At 42.5% G+C, this 14,806-nt stretch carries 13 protein-coding genes; 8 read left to right on the top strand and 5 right to left on the bottom strand.

Annotated elements, in window-relative coordinates:
• Nucleotides 1-8: 8 nt before the first annotated feature.
• Nucleotides 9-851, top strand: coding sequence for an S-formylglutathione hydrolase (gene fghA / locus H571_RS0101400; protein WP_036217066.1), 843 nt, complete (start codon nucleotides 9-11; stop codon nucleotides 849-851).
• 77 nt (nucleotides 852-928) lie between these two features.
• Here the strand turns inward: fghA and H571_RS0101395 are convergent, their stop codons facing one another.
• On the bottom strand, nucleotides 929-2,869 hold the full coding sequence (locus H571_RS0101395; protein WP_027847736.1) for a methyl-accepting chemotaxis protein: 1,941 nt from the start codon (nucleotides 2,867-2,869) through the stop codon (nucleotides 929-931).
• A gap of 150 nt (nucleotides 2,870-3,019) precedes the next feature.
• Nucleotides 3,020-3,943, bottom strand: coding sequence for a phenylacetic acid degradation operon negative regulatory protein PaaX (paaX, locus tag H571_RS0101390; protein ID WP_027847735.1), 924 nt, complete (start codon nucleotides 3,941-3,943; stop codon nucleotides 3,020-3,022).
• Between the two features lie 398 nt (nucleotides 3,944-4,341).
• On the opposite strand from paaX, the gene H571_RS0101385 reads away from it, so the two are divergent.
• The 6 genes from H571_RS0101385 to H571_RS15385 all read left to right on the top strand — a co-directional run bounded on the left by H571_RS0101385 (nucleotide 4,342) and on the right by H571_RS15385 (nucleotide 11,069).
• Nucleotides 4,342-5,496, top strand: a complete 1,155-nt coding sequence (locus H571_RS0101385; protein ID WP_027847734.1) for an ABC transporter substrate-binding protein — start codon at nucleotides 4,342-4,344, stop codon at nucleotides 5,494-5,496.
• 81 nt (nucleotides 5,497-5,577) lie between these two features.
• The gene (locus H571_RS0101380) at nucleotides 5,578-6,453 is read left to right on the top strand and encodes a branched-chain amino acid ABC transporter permease (RefSeq protein ID WP_027847733.1); all 876 of its coding nucleotides are present in this window, start codon (nucleotides 5,578-5,580) and stop codon (nucleotides 6,451-6,453) included.
• Complete coding sequence (locus H571_RS0101375) at nucleotides 6,453-7,460, top strand: branched-chain amino acid ABC transporter permease (RefSeq protein ID WP_027847732.1); 1,008 nt, start codon at nucleotides 6,453-6,455, stop codon at nucleotides 7,458-7,460. Before H571_RS0101380 ends, H571_RS0101375 begins: the two co-directional genes overlap by 1 nt.
• Nucleotides 7,457-8,215 (top strand): ABC transporter ATP-binding protein, encoded by a 759-nt coding sequence (locus H571_RS0101370; RefSeq protein ID WP_027847731.1) that lies wholly within the window; start codon nucleotides 7,457-7,459, stop codon nucleotides 8,213-8,215. The genes H571_RS0101375 and H571_RS0101370 overlap by 4 nt, the downstream gene beginning before the upstream one ends.
• A gap of 17 nt (nucleotides 8,216-8,232) precedes the next feature.
• A complete protein-coding gene (locus H571_RS16275) occupies nucleotides 8,233-9,597 on the top strand; it encodes an ATP-binding cassette domain-containing protein (RefSeq protein ID WP_084482603.1) in 1,365 nt (454 codons plus the stop codon).
• Between the two features lie 236 nt (nucleotides 9,598-9,833).
• Complete coding sequence (locus tag H571_RS15385; RefSeq protein ID WP_051168056.1) at nucleotides 9,834-11,069, top strand: HD-GYP domain-containing protein; 1,236 nt, start codon at nucleotides 9,834-9,836, stop codon at nucleotides 11,067-11,069.
• A 54-nt stretch (nucleotides 11,070-11,123) separates the two neighbouring features.
• Here H571_RS15385 and H571_RS0101355 read toward each other — a convergent pair whose 3' ends face one another.
• Both H571_RS0101355 and H571_RS0101350 read right to left on the bottom strand, forming a co-directional pair.
• On the bottom strand, nucleotides 11,124-13,106 hold the full coding sequence (locus H571_RS0101355) for an exoribonuclease II (protein WP_245562301.1): 1,983 nt from the start codon (nucleotides 13,104-13,106) through the stop codon (nucleotides 11,124-11,126).
• 93 nt (nucleotides 13,107-13,199) lie between these two features.
• Nucleotides 13,200-13,418, bottom strand: a complete 219-nt coding sequence (locus H571_RS0101350; protein ID WP_027847728.1) for a hypothetical protein — start codon at nucleotides 13,416-13,418, stop codon at nucleotides 13,200-13,202.
• Nucleotides 13,419-13,516: 98 nt separating this feature from the next.
• Here H571_RS0101350 and H571_RS0101345 point away from each other — a divergent pair, with 98 nt between their 5' ends.
• On the top strand, nucleotides 13,517-14,350 hold the full coding sequence (locus tag H571_RS0101345) for a carbon-nitrogen hydrolase family protein (RefSeq protein WP_036217061.1): 834 nt from the start codon (nucleotides 13,517-13,519) through the stop codon (nucleotides 14,348-14,350).
• A 1-nt stretch (nucleotide 14,351) separates the two neighbouring features.
• Here the strand turns inward: H571_RS0101345 and H571_RS13815 are convergent, their stop codons facing one another.
• Nucleotides 14,352-14,738 carry a DUF488 domain-containing protein gene (locus H571_RS13815; RefSeq protein ID WP_051168055.1) on the bottom strand — a complete coding sequence of 129 codons (387 nt, stop codon included), beginning with the start codon at nucleotides 14,736-14,738 and terminating at the stop codon, nucleotides 14,352-14,354.
• Between the last annotated feature and the right edge of the window lie 68 nt (nucleotides 14,739-14,806).

Here is a 14,806-nt window from a genome sequence, read left to right as displayed (position 1 = left end):
AGGTGCTTATGGATCGTTTAAAAAACATTAGTCAGAACCGTAGCTTTGGCGGTTGGCACAAGCAATACAGCCATGCTTCGACAGTTTTAGGCTGTGATATGCGTTTTGCTATTTATTTACCACCGCAGGCAGCCACTCAGTCGGTGCCTGTGCTTTATTGGCTTTCGGGCTTAACCTGTACTGATGAAAACTTTATGCAAAAAGCCGGTGCACATCGCATGGCTGCAGAATTAGGCATTGCCATTGTTGCGCCAGATACTAGCCCAAGGGGTGAAGGGGTCGCCAATGATGCTGCTTATGATTTAGGGCAGGGTGCTGGTTTTTATTTGAATGCTACTCAAGAACCTTGGGCTAAGCATTACCAAATGGAAGATTATGTATTAAATGAACTGCCTGAACTAATAGAGTCCGTTTTTCCAGTAACGGATAAACGTGCGATTAGTGGGCACTCTATGGGTGGTCATGGCGCTTTAACCTTGGCACTTAAAAACCCTGAGCGCTTTACCTCGGTTTCGGCTTTTAGCCCAATTGTTAATCCTATCAAGGTGCCTTGGGGTGAAAAAGCCTTTACTGCCTATTTAGGTGATAACCGTGAAGCTTGGAAAGCCTACGATAGCTGCGAGTTAATCGCTAAAGCTAAGGTGCATTTACCTATGTTAATTGACCAAGGTGAAGGTGATAACTTTTTAGCTGAGCAGTTAAAACCAGAAAATTTAGTGGCAGCGGCTAAAGAAGTGGGTTATCCATTAAAGCTACGAATGCAAGAAGGCTATGATCATAGCTATTACTTTATAGCTAGTTTTATAGATGAACATTTAAAATTTCATCAATCTTTTTTAATTGCTGATTAGTTTTAGTAGGTGATTAATAAAGCCCCAAAAGCTAGGCTTTTGGGGCTGAGTTTGGCAAGAAAAATGATAACCTTAGTTTAAGTTTTAAAGCGTTTAAGCTGTTGCTCTAACCTAGTAAGTAAACTTTCTAGTCCTTGGCTATTATTTTCAAGCTCTGTAACCACATCTGTTGTTTCTTGGTAGAGACTATTCATTGCAGTGGCATTACTGCTTAACTGGTCCGCAGTTGCACGCTGTTGGTTCGCTGCGGCAGCTGTTTCTACATTAGCTGAATGAATGCCTTCGACTGCTGTGTTAATTTGCTGTAAAGATAAATCTGCCTGCTTTAGCTGCTGACTCACTTGATCGGCCTGTTTCAAGCTAGTATTCATCTGCTCTACAGCATCTGTAGCTGCCAAGCGGTTACTGTCGAGTAAACGGCTGATTTCTACTGTAGCTTCACGAGAACGCCCCGCCAGTGACCTAACCTCATCGGCTACCACAGCAAAACCCCTGCCAGCTTCTCCTGCTCTAGCGGCTTCTATGGCAGCATTTAATGCCAAAAGGTTGGTCTGTTCCGCTATGGCATTAATTACCTCTAAAATACTGTCTATCTTGGCACTGTGTTCTGCTAACTCATTGACCTTATTGCCAGAGTTTTGCAGGCTAGTTGATAAAGCAGCGTTGTTTTCTTCTAAATGTTGAATTAGCTGCTTACCTTGGGCGGCAAGTTGGCTAGCATTTAGTGAAGCATCTTGGCTGGTTTCTGCGTTGGCTGCTATACCATGAATGGCCTGATGCAGCTCTTCAACACTTGTAAGCATTTCACTTAAACGTTGCTGGCCTTGTTGAACCTGACCTTCTAAATTTGAAGCAACACGCTTACCTAAACTAGAGCTAGACGACACCTCGTTGGTGGCACTAATAACCTGTTGCAATAAGAGTCTTACTTGTTCAAGCATTCGGTCAAAAGCACGAGCTGCTTGAGCTGTTTCATCTTCTCCCACTAAAGCCATTTTTCGAGTTAGGTTTAAATCTTCAGCAACCTTTTCCATGGTGCGAGTTAGCTGCAACATGGGAAGGCTAATTTGTCGGTAAATAAACCAAGTAATTAGCGCACCCGTTAAAACCAACAAGAGGTTAGATAAACCAATAACCAATAAACGCTGCCAAGCAGAGTTCAGCTGATCATCTACGCGTGCACTTAATTGTTGAAGCAGTTTTTCTTGCTGCTCAATTGGGTTTTTCAGTAGCCTGTTGGTTAGCGTCATCCACTCTTGGGTAGAAGTGCTTAAACCAAAGTTACCATCTAGGTAAATTTGTTCAGCAGTTGCTCTTACCCGTGTTAGCTGCTGGTAATCATCGCTTTGTTGCCATTCTTTTAACCCCAAATCAGAAGTTGCGGGCAGGTTATTATTGTAGTTAGCAAAAAATACGCTTTGTTCACTTAGCAAACGTACAAAACGTGGATAAGCCCCCGTAGGAAAATAACTGGCGGCAAAAGCTTGCGCCATAATTAGCTGTTCTTCATGTAAACGGCTTACCGCTAACATTAAGGCATGATGTGCAGAATGCGAACGCGTTGTTAGACCGTTGGAATAGCCTGCTAACTGGTTAGAGTAAAGCTCTAAACGCAAACCAAGCGTAGCTAAAGCAGAACTAGAATTTAGCAAAGCAGTTAAATCTAGTTTTTGCTGGCTGGCTTGCTTAGCTAAAAGGTCTAGGCCATTTAGGTAAGGGTGCAGCTCCTCAGGTAAATTTTTAGTTAAATCACCTAGCTTGGCTAAACTCGTTTGCAGCTGTTGATCTGAAGTTGTGCCTTCTAGCATTAAAGTAGTACGTAGTTTTTGGTATTCACTCGCCGTTAAATTAAGTTGCACACGGGCATTAACCAACTGCTGTTGAAACTGCAAGTCAGTATAAAGTTGCAAGTCATTACGCGTACTTAACCCAGCATAAACCAACATGCCAAGTAGTGGCGGAACGACCATTAATAAGAGTTTGATGCGAACAGATAAGTTACGCACTAGCGTTAGCATAGCGACTTTCCTCTGATAATTATTATTGGGAGCCGGGAGGAATGTCCTATTTTCGAGGTTGAATACTAGACTAAAGTCAAAAAAAAGCTACCAATAAGTGATAGCTTTTTGTGTTCTTTATGGTTTTTTCTGTATCGCTTCTTGCTGACGTTATTTTAGTCCACCAAAACGCTGAAAAAAGTTGGCATTAGGTGAGGGTAGAGGACCAGAAGCATTTTCTAGGTTTTCATCTAACCAAAGTTCAGCACACTGATAAATAATACGGTAAAGATTACGGCAAAGCTGTTTAGCACTGCGGCCTTCCCAGTCGCCTGGTAGTAGCTCATCGGGTAATTGAGGATCACGCAAAAGCACCTTGCGGTATTCATGAATAAGTAGGGTGCGCGTAATAAAGCATTCTTCAGGGGTTAGGGTGTTTTTATTGCTAAGCTCTTGCCAGAGAGGACGAAACTGATTGATAAACTTGGCATAACTTTTGGCTAGGTGTTCTAAGTTCCAGCTTTCTTTTACCTGCAAACGTAGTGCGCGTGAGGTTAAAAGTTCTTGTGGTTCGCACTGCATTACTATGGTGTCATCTATCGCTTCACGCTCTTGAAGTAGCGGTAAAATTTCAGCGCGTTCTAAACGAGGGTGTGCCATAACATTGGGTGCTAGACAACCAAACCCCATCCACTCTAATTCTTCTTTTATGATACGGCGTTTATTGTTTTCAAGCTGAGATAAAAAGACTAAACACCAGCGACCTACCCACTGCTCACTATTCGTGTTGTAAACCTGTTTAAAAGCTTGTTCAAAACGCCTTAACCCTGGGCCGGTAAGACTGTAATAGCTGCGGCGGCCAACTTTGTCAGCTTGAACCCAAGACTCTTTGGTTAAGCGAAATATTGAAGTGCGAACTAGGCGCTCACTAATGCCCATAGGTTCTAGCAGCTTCATTAAACTACCTAACCAAACAGTGCCGCCGCGAGGAACAATAGCATCACCGTAGAGAGTAATAATTAATGAACCAGCACGTAAGGGGCGCTTTTGCTGAAAATTATGGACTAATAAGTCCAGTTGGTTTTTTGCAGTCATACACTCAAAAATTCTATACAAAGGGAAAAAGAGGGTTGGCCTATTATGCCGCGCTTTAACAAGAGGTAAACCTTTATATATCAAGCCTTAAGCTATTTTCATGACATATGTTAGGTTTTGTGGGCTGATTTTTAGCGGCAAAACTGGTTGACATGCAGGTCGTGATACAATAGTTTTTGATATAGCTCATCAAATGTGTCACTTTTTTTGATTCATTTGATGGCTAAATGAGCCGGGAGTGGTTCTGATTCTAAATATCAGCTGGCTAGGTACCTAAGTCAGTTACTTTTAGTGTTAGAGCTAAGTGATACATGTTTAAAAAATAATTGCTGTAAGCTGTATTTGGAAACAAAAATAAATGAGGGTAGTCACTACCCCAATCTTGGAGAATAAAAATAATGAGTAAGAAAATCTTACGTCGTGCGGGCTTTCTAGCCGCAACCTTGGCAGCAAGTATCTTTACTGGTGCTCAAGCTGCTGAGCCAATTAAAATTGGATCCTTCCTATCTGTAACTGGCCCTGCTTCTTTCTTAGGTGACCCTGAACTAAAAACCCTAGAATTGTACGTAGAACGTATTAATGCTGCGGGTGGTGTTATTGGTCGTCCTTTAGAATTAGTTCACTACGATGATGCTGGTGATGCATCGGCTGCGCGTAACTTTGCTAGTCGCCTAGTTCGTTCAGACCGTGTTGATATCATTGTTGGTGGTAGTACTACAGGTGCAACCATGGCTGCTGTGCCTTTAATTGAGCAGGCGCGTATGCCTTTTATCTCTTTAGCGGGTGCTGTAGTAATTACTGACCCAGTTAAAAAGTGGGTATTTAAAACGCCTCAGTCTGACCGTGCAGCAGCAGAACGTGTCTTACAAGACATGAAAAGCCGTGGTATTACTAAGGTTGGCTTAATTTCAGGAACGGGTGGTTTTGGCCGTTCGGGTCGTGAGCAAACCCTAGCCATGGTTGGTAAAATGGGTATGGAAGTTGTGGCCGATGTAACCTACAGCCCTTCTGATACCGATATGACTGCCCAGTTAACGCGTATTCGTAACACTCCAGGTGTAGAGGCAGTATTTAACTTTGGTTTTGGTCAATCGCCTGCCATTGTTACACGTAACTATGCTCAGTTAGGTATAGATCTACCTTTCTACCAGTCGCATGGTGTAGCTTCTGACCGTTTCCTAGATTTACTAGGTGATGCGGGTGAAGGTTTGCGCTTACCTGCCTCTCCTTTGTTAGTACCTGATTCACTACCTAATAGTGACCCTCAAAAAGCTGTAGTAACCTCTTATAAGAAGCTTTATGAAGAGCGTTGGAATATGCAGGTTTCTACTTTTGGTGGTTACGCACATGATGGCCTAATGCTAGCAGTTGAAGCCATTGAAAAAGCAGGTAGTACTGACCGTGAAGCAGTGCGCAAAGCACTTGAAAGCATTCAGGGTTATGTAGGCGTAACAGGTGTATTCAACATGTCTTCTACAGACCACAACGGTCTTAGTGCTGATTCCTTCCGTATTTTGGAAGTTAAAAATGGCAAGTGGAAGCTGATCAACTGATTCAACTCTAAACCAGCCCGTTTACAGTCCCTTAATAAGCTCAGCTTAAGGGGCTGTACGGTGTCGTGCGGGATTTAAAACATGTTTGCAGAATTTATTCAGTACCTTTTTACTGGTATCACCATTGGTGCGACCTACGCACTAATCGCTTTGGGTTTTACCCTTATTTACAACTCTAGTCATGTAATTAACTTTGCCCAAGGCGAGTTCTTAATGATTGGTGGGATGGCTACTGTTTCATTTGTTGGAATGGGATTACCTATGCCCGTTTCCATAGTTCTAGCAGTGTTGCTCGCAGGGGTTATCGGTATTTGTTTACAGCGTTTTGCTATAGCACCCGCTAAAAAAGCAGATGTTGTTACCTTAATTATTATTACCATAGGTGCATCTATTTTTATTCGTGGTGTAGCCCAGCTCGTTTGGGGCAAGCAATACCACGTTATGCAAAATTTCTCGACTGATGAGCCCATCCTAGTTTTAGGTGCGGTATTGAATAGTCAAAGTTTTTGGGTGGTTGGCATAGGCGCTATTCTTGTTGTTGCTTTGGTCTTGTTCTTTAGCCGAACCATGACAGGTAAAGCCATTCTAGCTACCTCAATGAATAAGGATGCAGCACGTTTGGTTGGTATACGTACACAAATGGTGCTAATGCTTGCCTTTATGCTGTCTGCACTATTGGGTTCAATAGCAGGCATTATTGTAGCGCCCATCACTTTTACCTCTTATGACATAGGCATAATGCTGGGTTTAAAAGGCTTTGTTGCTGCGGCCTTGGGTGGTTTAGGTAGTGGTGTCGGTGCAATAGTCGGCGGTTTAATGCTAGGCATAGTTGAAGCCATGACAGCCGGTTATATCTCCTCGGATTACAAAGACGCTGTCGCCTTTTCTATGATTCTTATTGTGTTGTTCTTTATGCCTCGTGGTCTGTTTGGTAGCCGTGTAGTGGAGCGTGTTTAATGTTAAAAAACTTTTTACAAATGCGCTTAAAAGGCTTAGTGGTTTTGGCTGTAATAGTGCTCTTATTACCATTATTTTTTAACAACCCCTTTCACTATGACTTAGCAACGCAAATTGCCATTTTTGCAGCTACCGTTGTTGGGTTGAATTTGCTGGTAGGTTTTGCAGGACAAATAAGCTTAGGCCATGCTGGTTTTTTTGGTGTGGGTGCTTATTTCAGTGCTGTTATGACAGGCACTTATGGTTGGACGCCCCTGCCAACAATGCTAGTTGCAGCAGTCGTTGTTGCTTTGCTTGCTTGGTTAGTTGGTCGACCAATTTTAAAATTAAAAGGCCATTATTTATCCATGGCTACTTTGGCAATGGGTTTTATTATTGCCATTATTATTAACAACGAAGGCTGGTTGACGGGTGGCCCAGATGGAATGCCCGTTGCACCTTTTAGTATTTTTGGTTGGGAGCTTAGCTCATTTAATCAGTACTCTCTTTTTGGTATTGAGTTTGGTGGTGATGTTGCTTGGTACTTCTTTGCTGGTTTTCTACTGCTTGTTGCAGTTTGGATAGCAGAAAATATTATTGACTCACCTATAGGGCGTGCTCTGCGTTCAGTGCATGGTTCAGAAATAGCGGCGCGTGTAGTGGGTGTTGATACGTCCTACTATAAAAGTCTCGTCTTTGTTGTTTCTGCTGTTTATGCCAGCTTAATGGGCAGTATTTATGCCCACTTCTCAGGGTTTATTACCCCTCACCTTGCTAGTTTTGAACAATCCATAGTGCTTATTACCATGGTGGTTTTAGGTGGGATGGCTTCAACTTTTGGGGTGATTTTAGGTGCAGTGGTTTTGAAATTACTGCCTCAAGTTTTAGCTGATTTTCAAGAACTTGAAATGATGATGTTTGGTTTAATTCTAATGCTGACAATGATTTTTATGCCCAAAGGTTTGTTTCCAACCCTGCAAAATAAGTTAGCTGAAAGAAAGCGTAAAAAATCGGAGGAACAAGCATGACAGCTCTGATTGAGGTAACTGGGTTAAGCAAAACCTTTGGTGGCGTTCATGCAGTTGAAGCCTTAAGTTTTAGTGTGGATGAAGGGCAAATTTATTCTGTTATTGGACCTAACGGTGCAGGTAAAACAACACTCTTTAACTTAATTACTGGTATTTACACACCCACTCAAGGTGAAATAAAGCTTAAGGGTGAAGGTGTGGTAGGTTTAGAGCCTAACCAGCTAGCAGAAAGAGGTATGTGCCGTACTTTTCAGCAAATGCAAATTTGCATGAATATGACCGCCTTAGAAAATGTAATGCTAGGTCGCCACCTGCAACTAAAAAGCAGCTTACTAACCACCATGTTACGCCTGCCTTCTTTACTTAAAGACGAAGAAGACTGCCGTGACCATGCAATAGAACTCATGAAGTTTGTTGGCTGTGGTGAATACTTAGAAACAGAAGCATCTGCTATGTCTTACGGTGCATTAAAGCGTTTAGAAATAGCACGAGCCTTGGCTTCTAACCCCAAAATTGTATTGCTAGATGAACCTGCAGCCGGTTTAAACGGTACTGAAACAGCCGCCCTAGAAGAGCTAATTAAAAAAATTGCAGCTCAAGGCATTACGGTTGTTTTGGTAGAGCATGATATGAAGCTAGTAATGGGAATTTCTGATCGCCTGTTAGTACTTAATTATGGCCGTAAATTGGCTGAAGGCACACCAGAAGAAATTCGTAATAACCCAGATGTCATTGCTGCCTATTTAGGTGGCTAAGCGTGGAGGCAAATAACATGACGCAAGAGCAAAATCAGGTTGCGCCTACTCGCTTACGTGGTGAGCAAGTCATACGCACCATTGTTCGTGAACACCAAGGTTTATGGCGTATTATTGATTTAATGGATCTGCTTGAGCAGGATATGAACATTAATGCTGCCCTGCCTGACGAACTGCTGTTTGGAGCAATCTTTGATTATATCCAACACTTTTCTAACCGAGTGCATAGCCAGCCAACAGAAATACGTTTGTACCAGCTACTCAAAGAAAAATCACCTGAATCTATCCCCTTATTAGAAAAGCTAGAAAAGGGTTATGTAATAGGGCATGAAAAACTACAGGAACTACGCCAGCTACTAAAAGACTGCATGATTAACTGGCCAGATGGTCGAGAAGCCTTTGGTCATGGTTTAAGCCGCTTTAGTGCTGCCCTACGCAAGCATATTAAGAAAGAAGAAGGTGTAGTCATACCTAGAGCACGTGACCTATTAACCAATGAAGATTGGGATAGTATTTTAACCGCACGTGATCAGCAGGATGACCCACTATTTGGCGACAGAGTAAGAGAAGAATTCCGTGACCTGCGCCATAAAATTATTAGCCTAACACCCGAGCGTTTAGGTGGTTTGGGTTTGGCTCATACAGGAAGGGTGACGGCTCACCGTGAAGGGCAGGAAATGCTCTCCATAAAAAACCTAGTCACTTCTTATGGTCAAATCGAAGTTCTACATGATGTTGATATTAGTATCAATGCAGGCGAAATTGTTTCGCTAGTTGGTGCAAATGGTGCGGGTAAATCAACCCTGCTAATGACCATTTCAGGACTGCAGCCTATGGATAAAGGCCAAATGCAGTTTAACGGAGAAGACCTAGCCAAAGTTTCTGCTGATAAGCGGGTAGGCAAAGGCATAGTTCAAGTACCAGAAGGCCGCCAAGTTTTTAAAGACATGACGGTTTATGACAACCTTTTACTAGGTGCTTATACACGTGGCAGAAGCCCTGAGATACAAGATGATATAGAAAAGGTTTATAGCAAATTCCCTATTTTAAGGCAAAAACGCTATAACCTTGCAGGTGAGCTTTCTGGTGGACAACAGCAAATGTTAGCCATGGGTCGTGCATTAATGGCTAGACCACGCTTGTTGCTGTTAGATGAACCTAGCATGGGACTTGCACCGCTTATTATCGAAGAGATTTTTGAAATAGTGCGAGAGCTGAAAGATGAAGGTATGACCATCTTTTTGGTTGAGCAGAATGCATCCCAAGCACTTGCCCTAGCCGACAGAGGTTATGTGTTAGAAACGGGGCAGGTAGTGTTGCAAGGCACGGGTAAAGAGTTGCTTAGCAACGAGAAGGTGCGAGAAGCCTATTTAGGAATGTAAACTTATATTCCTACCTATAAAAACACCAGATTTAGGTCTGGTGTTTTTTTTTGGTCTAAAAAAATGACATATAAATATCGCTAACTTATGTTATTGATTGTTAAATCAGCTTTATTATCAATAATTTAGCTAGGTTATTAGTTTCATCAATTATAGCAAATAATCCTGCCTACTATTGACACCTTATAGTCAAAAGGTCTAATGTAATCTGTTGCTATGTATTTTTGAGAAACATTATGTCATCAAAACACGTTGAATTGTTAAAGTTAGAGCCAGGTGACCTAGAGGTTGGTCAGCCTACGCCTTGTCAGATATGTGATGCTGATGGTGAAGTTTTGGTTGAAGCAGGTACGCTTATTCAATCAGATATGTATAAAAAGTTATTAGAGCAGGTTGGTTATTTTTCTAGTGGTATAAAAAAAGTTAAGTTAGCCCATTTTCCAAAGCACAAAAAAGTAAAACAGCCTGTTGTTTTTAAAGGCAGAGTTAACCCTTTTGCAGAATTTGATGATTTAAGTGTTCAGTTAGAAACCTTATTTAATGACCTAGAACTTTCTAGAAGTCAGCCTGCAGGTAGTGTTGAGCGTAAAGTTTATGATATAGCAACCCAAATTCAGGGTTTAATTAACTACGATGCCGACGCACTTATGGGTGCGGTACACCTTTCAGATCGCTTTGAATACCATGTGCATCACCCCATGCAAATTGCCATTTTAACCGAGCTTATTTTAGAGCGCTTAAAGGTAACTCAAGATGTTCGTTTAAGCACCCTAGCAGCAGCTTTAACAAGCAACTTGGCAATGAATCCTTATCAAAAAGCCTTGAATCAACAAAAAACACCGCTGAATGAACAGCAGCGTAAACTAGTGAGAAACCATCCTTTATTAAGTGCCAGACAGTTAGAAGAAGCGGGAGTAGAAAATGAGTTGTGGCTACAGCTAGTGGAGCAACACCATGAGAAGCTTGATGGTAGTGGTTACCCTATGCAGCTAGCAGGCGATCAAATTCGCCGAGAAGCACTCATTCTTGCTTTAGCTGATGTTTATTCGGCCATGATTACGCCTAGAGTTTACCGTGGCCCTATTAAACTGACAGAATCACTAAGAGACTTATTTACCCAGCGTGGCAGCAAGTTTGATGACAAACTCACGCGCTTATTCATTAATGAGTTAGGGCTTTACCCACCTGGTATTTATGTACGTCTAGAAAATGGTGAACTAGCAGTCGTCGTGGGTAGAACATCGGATTTTAAAGCGCCTATGGTAGCGAGTATTAAAAAGCCCGATGGCAATATGCATTCCTCACCTCGACGCCACAATTCAGCAGAAGCAGGTTATGGTGTTAAGTATGTTTGTGATCCTTCAGAGCGCGTTAGAGTTGATCCCTCCCAGCTATGGGGCTTTGAGGCACTTAGAGTAAATATCAAAGTTGATTTATCCAGTGTTGATGCCTTCATGCGCGGTCTACGTTAAAACAAAAAAGCCACCTAGCTTTTAACTCAGTGGCTTTTATGTAGCAAGAAAAAACTAAGCAGACAAACGTGCAATTAAACTACGTTGGTCCACCTTAACTTCTGTAAGTTCTACCTGAATTTTATCGGTTACTCGGTAGCACACTTCATCTTTAATTTTTATCCAGCTATTATCTGCATCGCAAATAATTTCATCTTTAACGGCATGAATGGAAGAGCCTGGAATAAATACCGCTGCACCATTGCTAATTAAGCGTGCACGCATACCGCCTCGGTTAATGTTAAAAATTTCAGCTTCAAAACGCTCACCAACTTTTTCTTCTAAGAAACGTGCATAAAGCCAGTCTTTTACTTCACGTTCAGCTTGACGGTTAATTTTACGTGCTGCCGTTAACTGCTCGGGTAGGTTTTCATCTAAAGGATGTGGTGTTTCACCAGCTAATACCGCTTTAATTAAACGGTGATTAAGGATGTCACCGTATTTACGTATAGGTGAAGTCCAGGTTGCATAACTTTTAAAACCTAAACCAAAGTGGGGACCAGGAACAATGGACAATAAAGAAAAGCCTTGATGACGGCGCAAGCGTGCATCTAACCAGCCAGATTCTAAATTATCTAGGGCTAAGCGTAGGTGTCTAAAGCCTAACAGGGTATCTAGGTTTTCAGCAGTAAAGGCTTCCTCATGGTAGGTTAAGCCTTCTTCTGCAATTAGTTCTAACGCCTTGGCTACTTTTTCAGAATCAAAGCCTTGGTGAACATTATAAACACCTTGTCCGGTTTTTTCGGCTAAGAAATCAGCAGCGCAGACATTGGCTAGTAGCATGGCTTCTTCAACCATTTTATGAGCAATACGCCGTTCTTCAGTGACAATATCAATGACCTTGCCTTCGGCATCTAGCACAAAGCGGTAATCGGGAAAGTCTTTAAATACCAGTGCGTTGTCATGCCTCCAAGCTAAACGCGCAGCAGCAAGGGCTTCGAGTGCTTTTAAAGCATCGGCTATTTGTGGTGAGTTAGGTTGCCAGTCTCCAGTGCCTTCTAACCAATCGGATACTTTTAAATAATCTAGCTTAGCTTTAGATTCTATCCAAGCTGCTGAAAATTCAGTTGTACCGACTTGAGCGCCCGAGGCATCTAATGTAATTGTTGCAACTAAGGCAGGACGGCGTTGGTTTTCTACAAGCGAGCAGAGGTCGTCAGATAAAGCCTTAGGAAGCATAGTGACAGTACGGGCAGGCAAATAAAGTGTAAAAGCACGTGACTTGGCTTCTATATCTGCTGCGCTACCTTCAGCCACATAAGCGGTAGGATCAGCAATGGCTACTTTTAATACCCAACCACCCTCAGCGCGAGGTGTAATGGCTAGGGCATCATCCATATCTAAGGTGGATTCACTATCTAGGGTAAAGAAGTTGTCTGAGGTTAAATCTTGGCGAACTAAGCCTTCTGGATCAGTTAAAGTCCAGTCTTCATCTATAACAGGCTGTTCATGGGGAAGGTCATGACGGGCTAAAATAACCCACCAAGGGGCGTAGTGGTCATCACTTTTGGCAATCAGCTGAGTAATATCAACAGAAAAACCACTGTTTTTAGTTTTAAGTGGGTGGTTTTTTAAAAAAGCCACTACCCAGTCACCCTCGGCTAAAGTACTTTCATCTAAACCACTAACAGCTTTACCTCTAATGGCTTGTTTAATGCTGGGATGATCGGGAACAACAGCCAGCTTACCTTGTACTTTTTGAATTCGGCCAATAAAACGATTTAAACCAACTTCTATCAATTCTTCAGGTTCAGCATTTTCACGTAGCTGACCTTTGTTATCGGTTTCTTCATGCAATACTGCTTTAACCACATCGCCATGCATTACTTTTTTCATATAAGGCGGTGGCACAAAGTAGCTTTTGCCATCTTCAGTTTCTAAAAAACCAAAGCCACGGTCGGTGCCTTTTATACGGCCTTCAATACGTGGGGTGGTTTCGCGCAGTTGCGATTTAAGCTGCGAAAGTAGAGAGTTGTTTTTTAGCAGGGCATTTTGCATTGATTAAGAAACCTATTAGACGGCTAAGATTAAAGCCAACACTATAACCACTAAAGAAGGGGTTACAAGTTGGATAGACAAGTTTTTGTTTAATTATTTGTTATCTGGAACCATATATTCCTGAATTTGTATTTGGCGCATTTCGCTAGGGCTAGGTGCCATAAAATGACCATACCAAACCGGCCCTGTACCAATTAGAAAACCTAGAATAGCAAGGCTAAGGCCAGTTTTTTTGCGTTTTTCTTTAAGCGTAAGGCCAATAAGTACAATAACCACGCCAATAAAATGTAAGAAAAAAATACTAGGAGCCATATAAAAAAGTTTCCATCTTGTTGATAGGTGGGTGAGGCAAGTAAACTGTCTACTATTCTACCCCATTGTTGTTTTTCATTTCAGTGCTGGAGTCAGTTATGTTGCATCCACGTAGTTTTTCTCATTTAGACGCCACTGCAAAGGTTGCTGCAGTGCAGATGAATTCAGCAGCGGAATGGACAGTTAATCGTGATAAAGCAGCACGACTAATTGCTGAAGCAGTTAATCAGGGTGCCGAGCTGGTCGCCTTGCCTGAATACTTTCCAATCATTAACCCAGATGAAACTGCCCGTTTTGCTTTAGCAGAAGAAGATGGGCAAGGCCCTATGCAAGATTTTTTAGCCGAACAAGCACAAAAACATGGCACTTGGTTAGTGGGCGGTAGCCTGCCCTTAAAAAGCTATGTGGAAGACAAGCTAACCAACACCTGTTTAGTTTATGGCACTAATGGTCAGCGAGTGGTGCGTTATGACAAGGTGCATTTGTTTAGTTATCAAAAGGGTGAAGAACGCTATAACGAAGCAGCAACACAAATAGCTGGTAACCAGCCGGTGAGTTTCGACACCCCTTTTGGACGCGTGGGTTTAGGTATTTGTTATGATCTGCGCTTCCCCGAGCTTTTTCGTAAACTAGATGCGATAGACTTACTCCTTCTACCCGCTGCTTTTACTGTGCCTACGGGTAAAGCCCATTGGGAACTATTATTACGTGCCAGAGCAGTAGAAAACCTTTGCTATATGTTGGCACCTGCACAAGTAGGTGAACATGCCGGTGGTCGTAAAACCTACGGTCACTCCATGTTTATCGACCCTTGGGGCGAAGTGCTAGCCTGCCAGCCAGATGGTGAAGGCGTGGTTGTGGGTGAATTGCAGGCGGCAAGACTAGAAGAGGTACGTTCACAACTACCGGCATTAGAACACAGGCGTTGGTAGGCTAGTCAGGCGTTGGGCTGTAAAGGGTGCTTTTAAGGCGTGTTTCTAGCATCTCTTTGAGTAGCAATAACCAAGTTTGCTCAGGATCACGCTCAACCGTTAGCAATGTAAGGTTACCTTGATTCGCTGCCTCTAAAAGACTTGCTAGCTTTTGGGGTTGTAAATGCACTTCCTCACGGTAAGCGTGGGCAAAGCTTTTCCAATCCAGTTCACCTTTACTTAGCTGGCGCTTTAACCCACTGCTAGGTGCAGCAGTTTGGCACCAAGAGTCAATGTCTAAATCGTGCAACTCACGACTGTGGGGTGAGACAGAATCAACCAAAATTCTAGCACCATCTTGGTCTTCTTTTGCTGCGTAAATCCATTTAATGGCTATTTTGTGTTTCATAACGCCTTCTCTGTTCAATTGGCCTGACGCTGGCGCTTCACTCAGTTAGAATAGGCCGCTTAGCTCTT

The sequence above is a fragment of the Marinospirillum minutulum DSM 6287 genome (genome assembly GCF_000422325.1).
In the GTDB taxonomy this organism is placed as follows: Bacteria; Pseudomonadota; Gammaproteobacteria; order Pseudomonadales; family Halomonadaceae; genus Marinospirillum; species Marinospirillum minutulum.
Note: the sequence above shows the minus strand (reverse complement) of the source record. Positions and strands in the feature narration are given on the sequence as shown.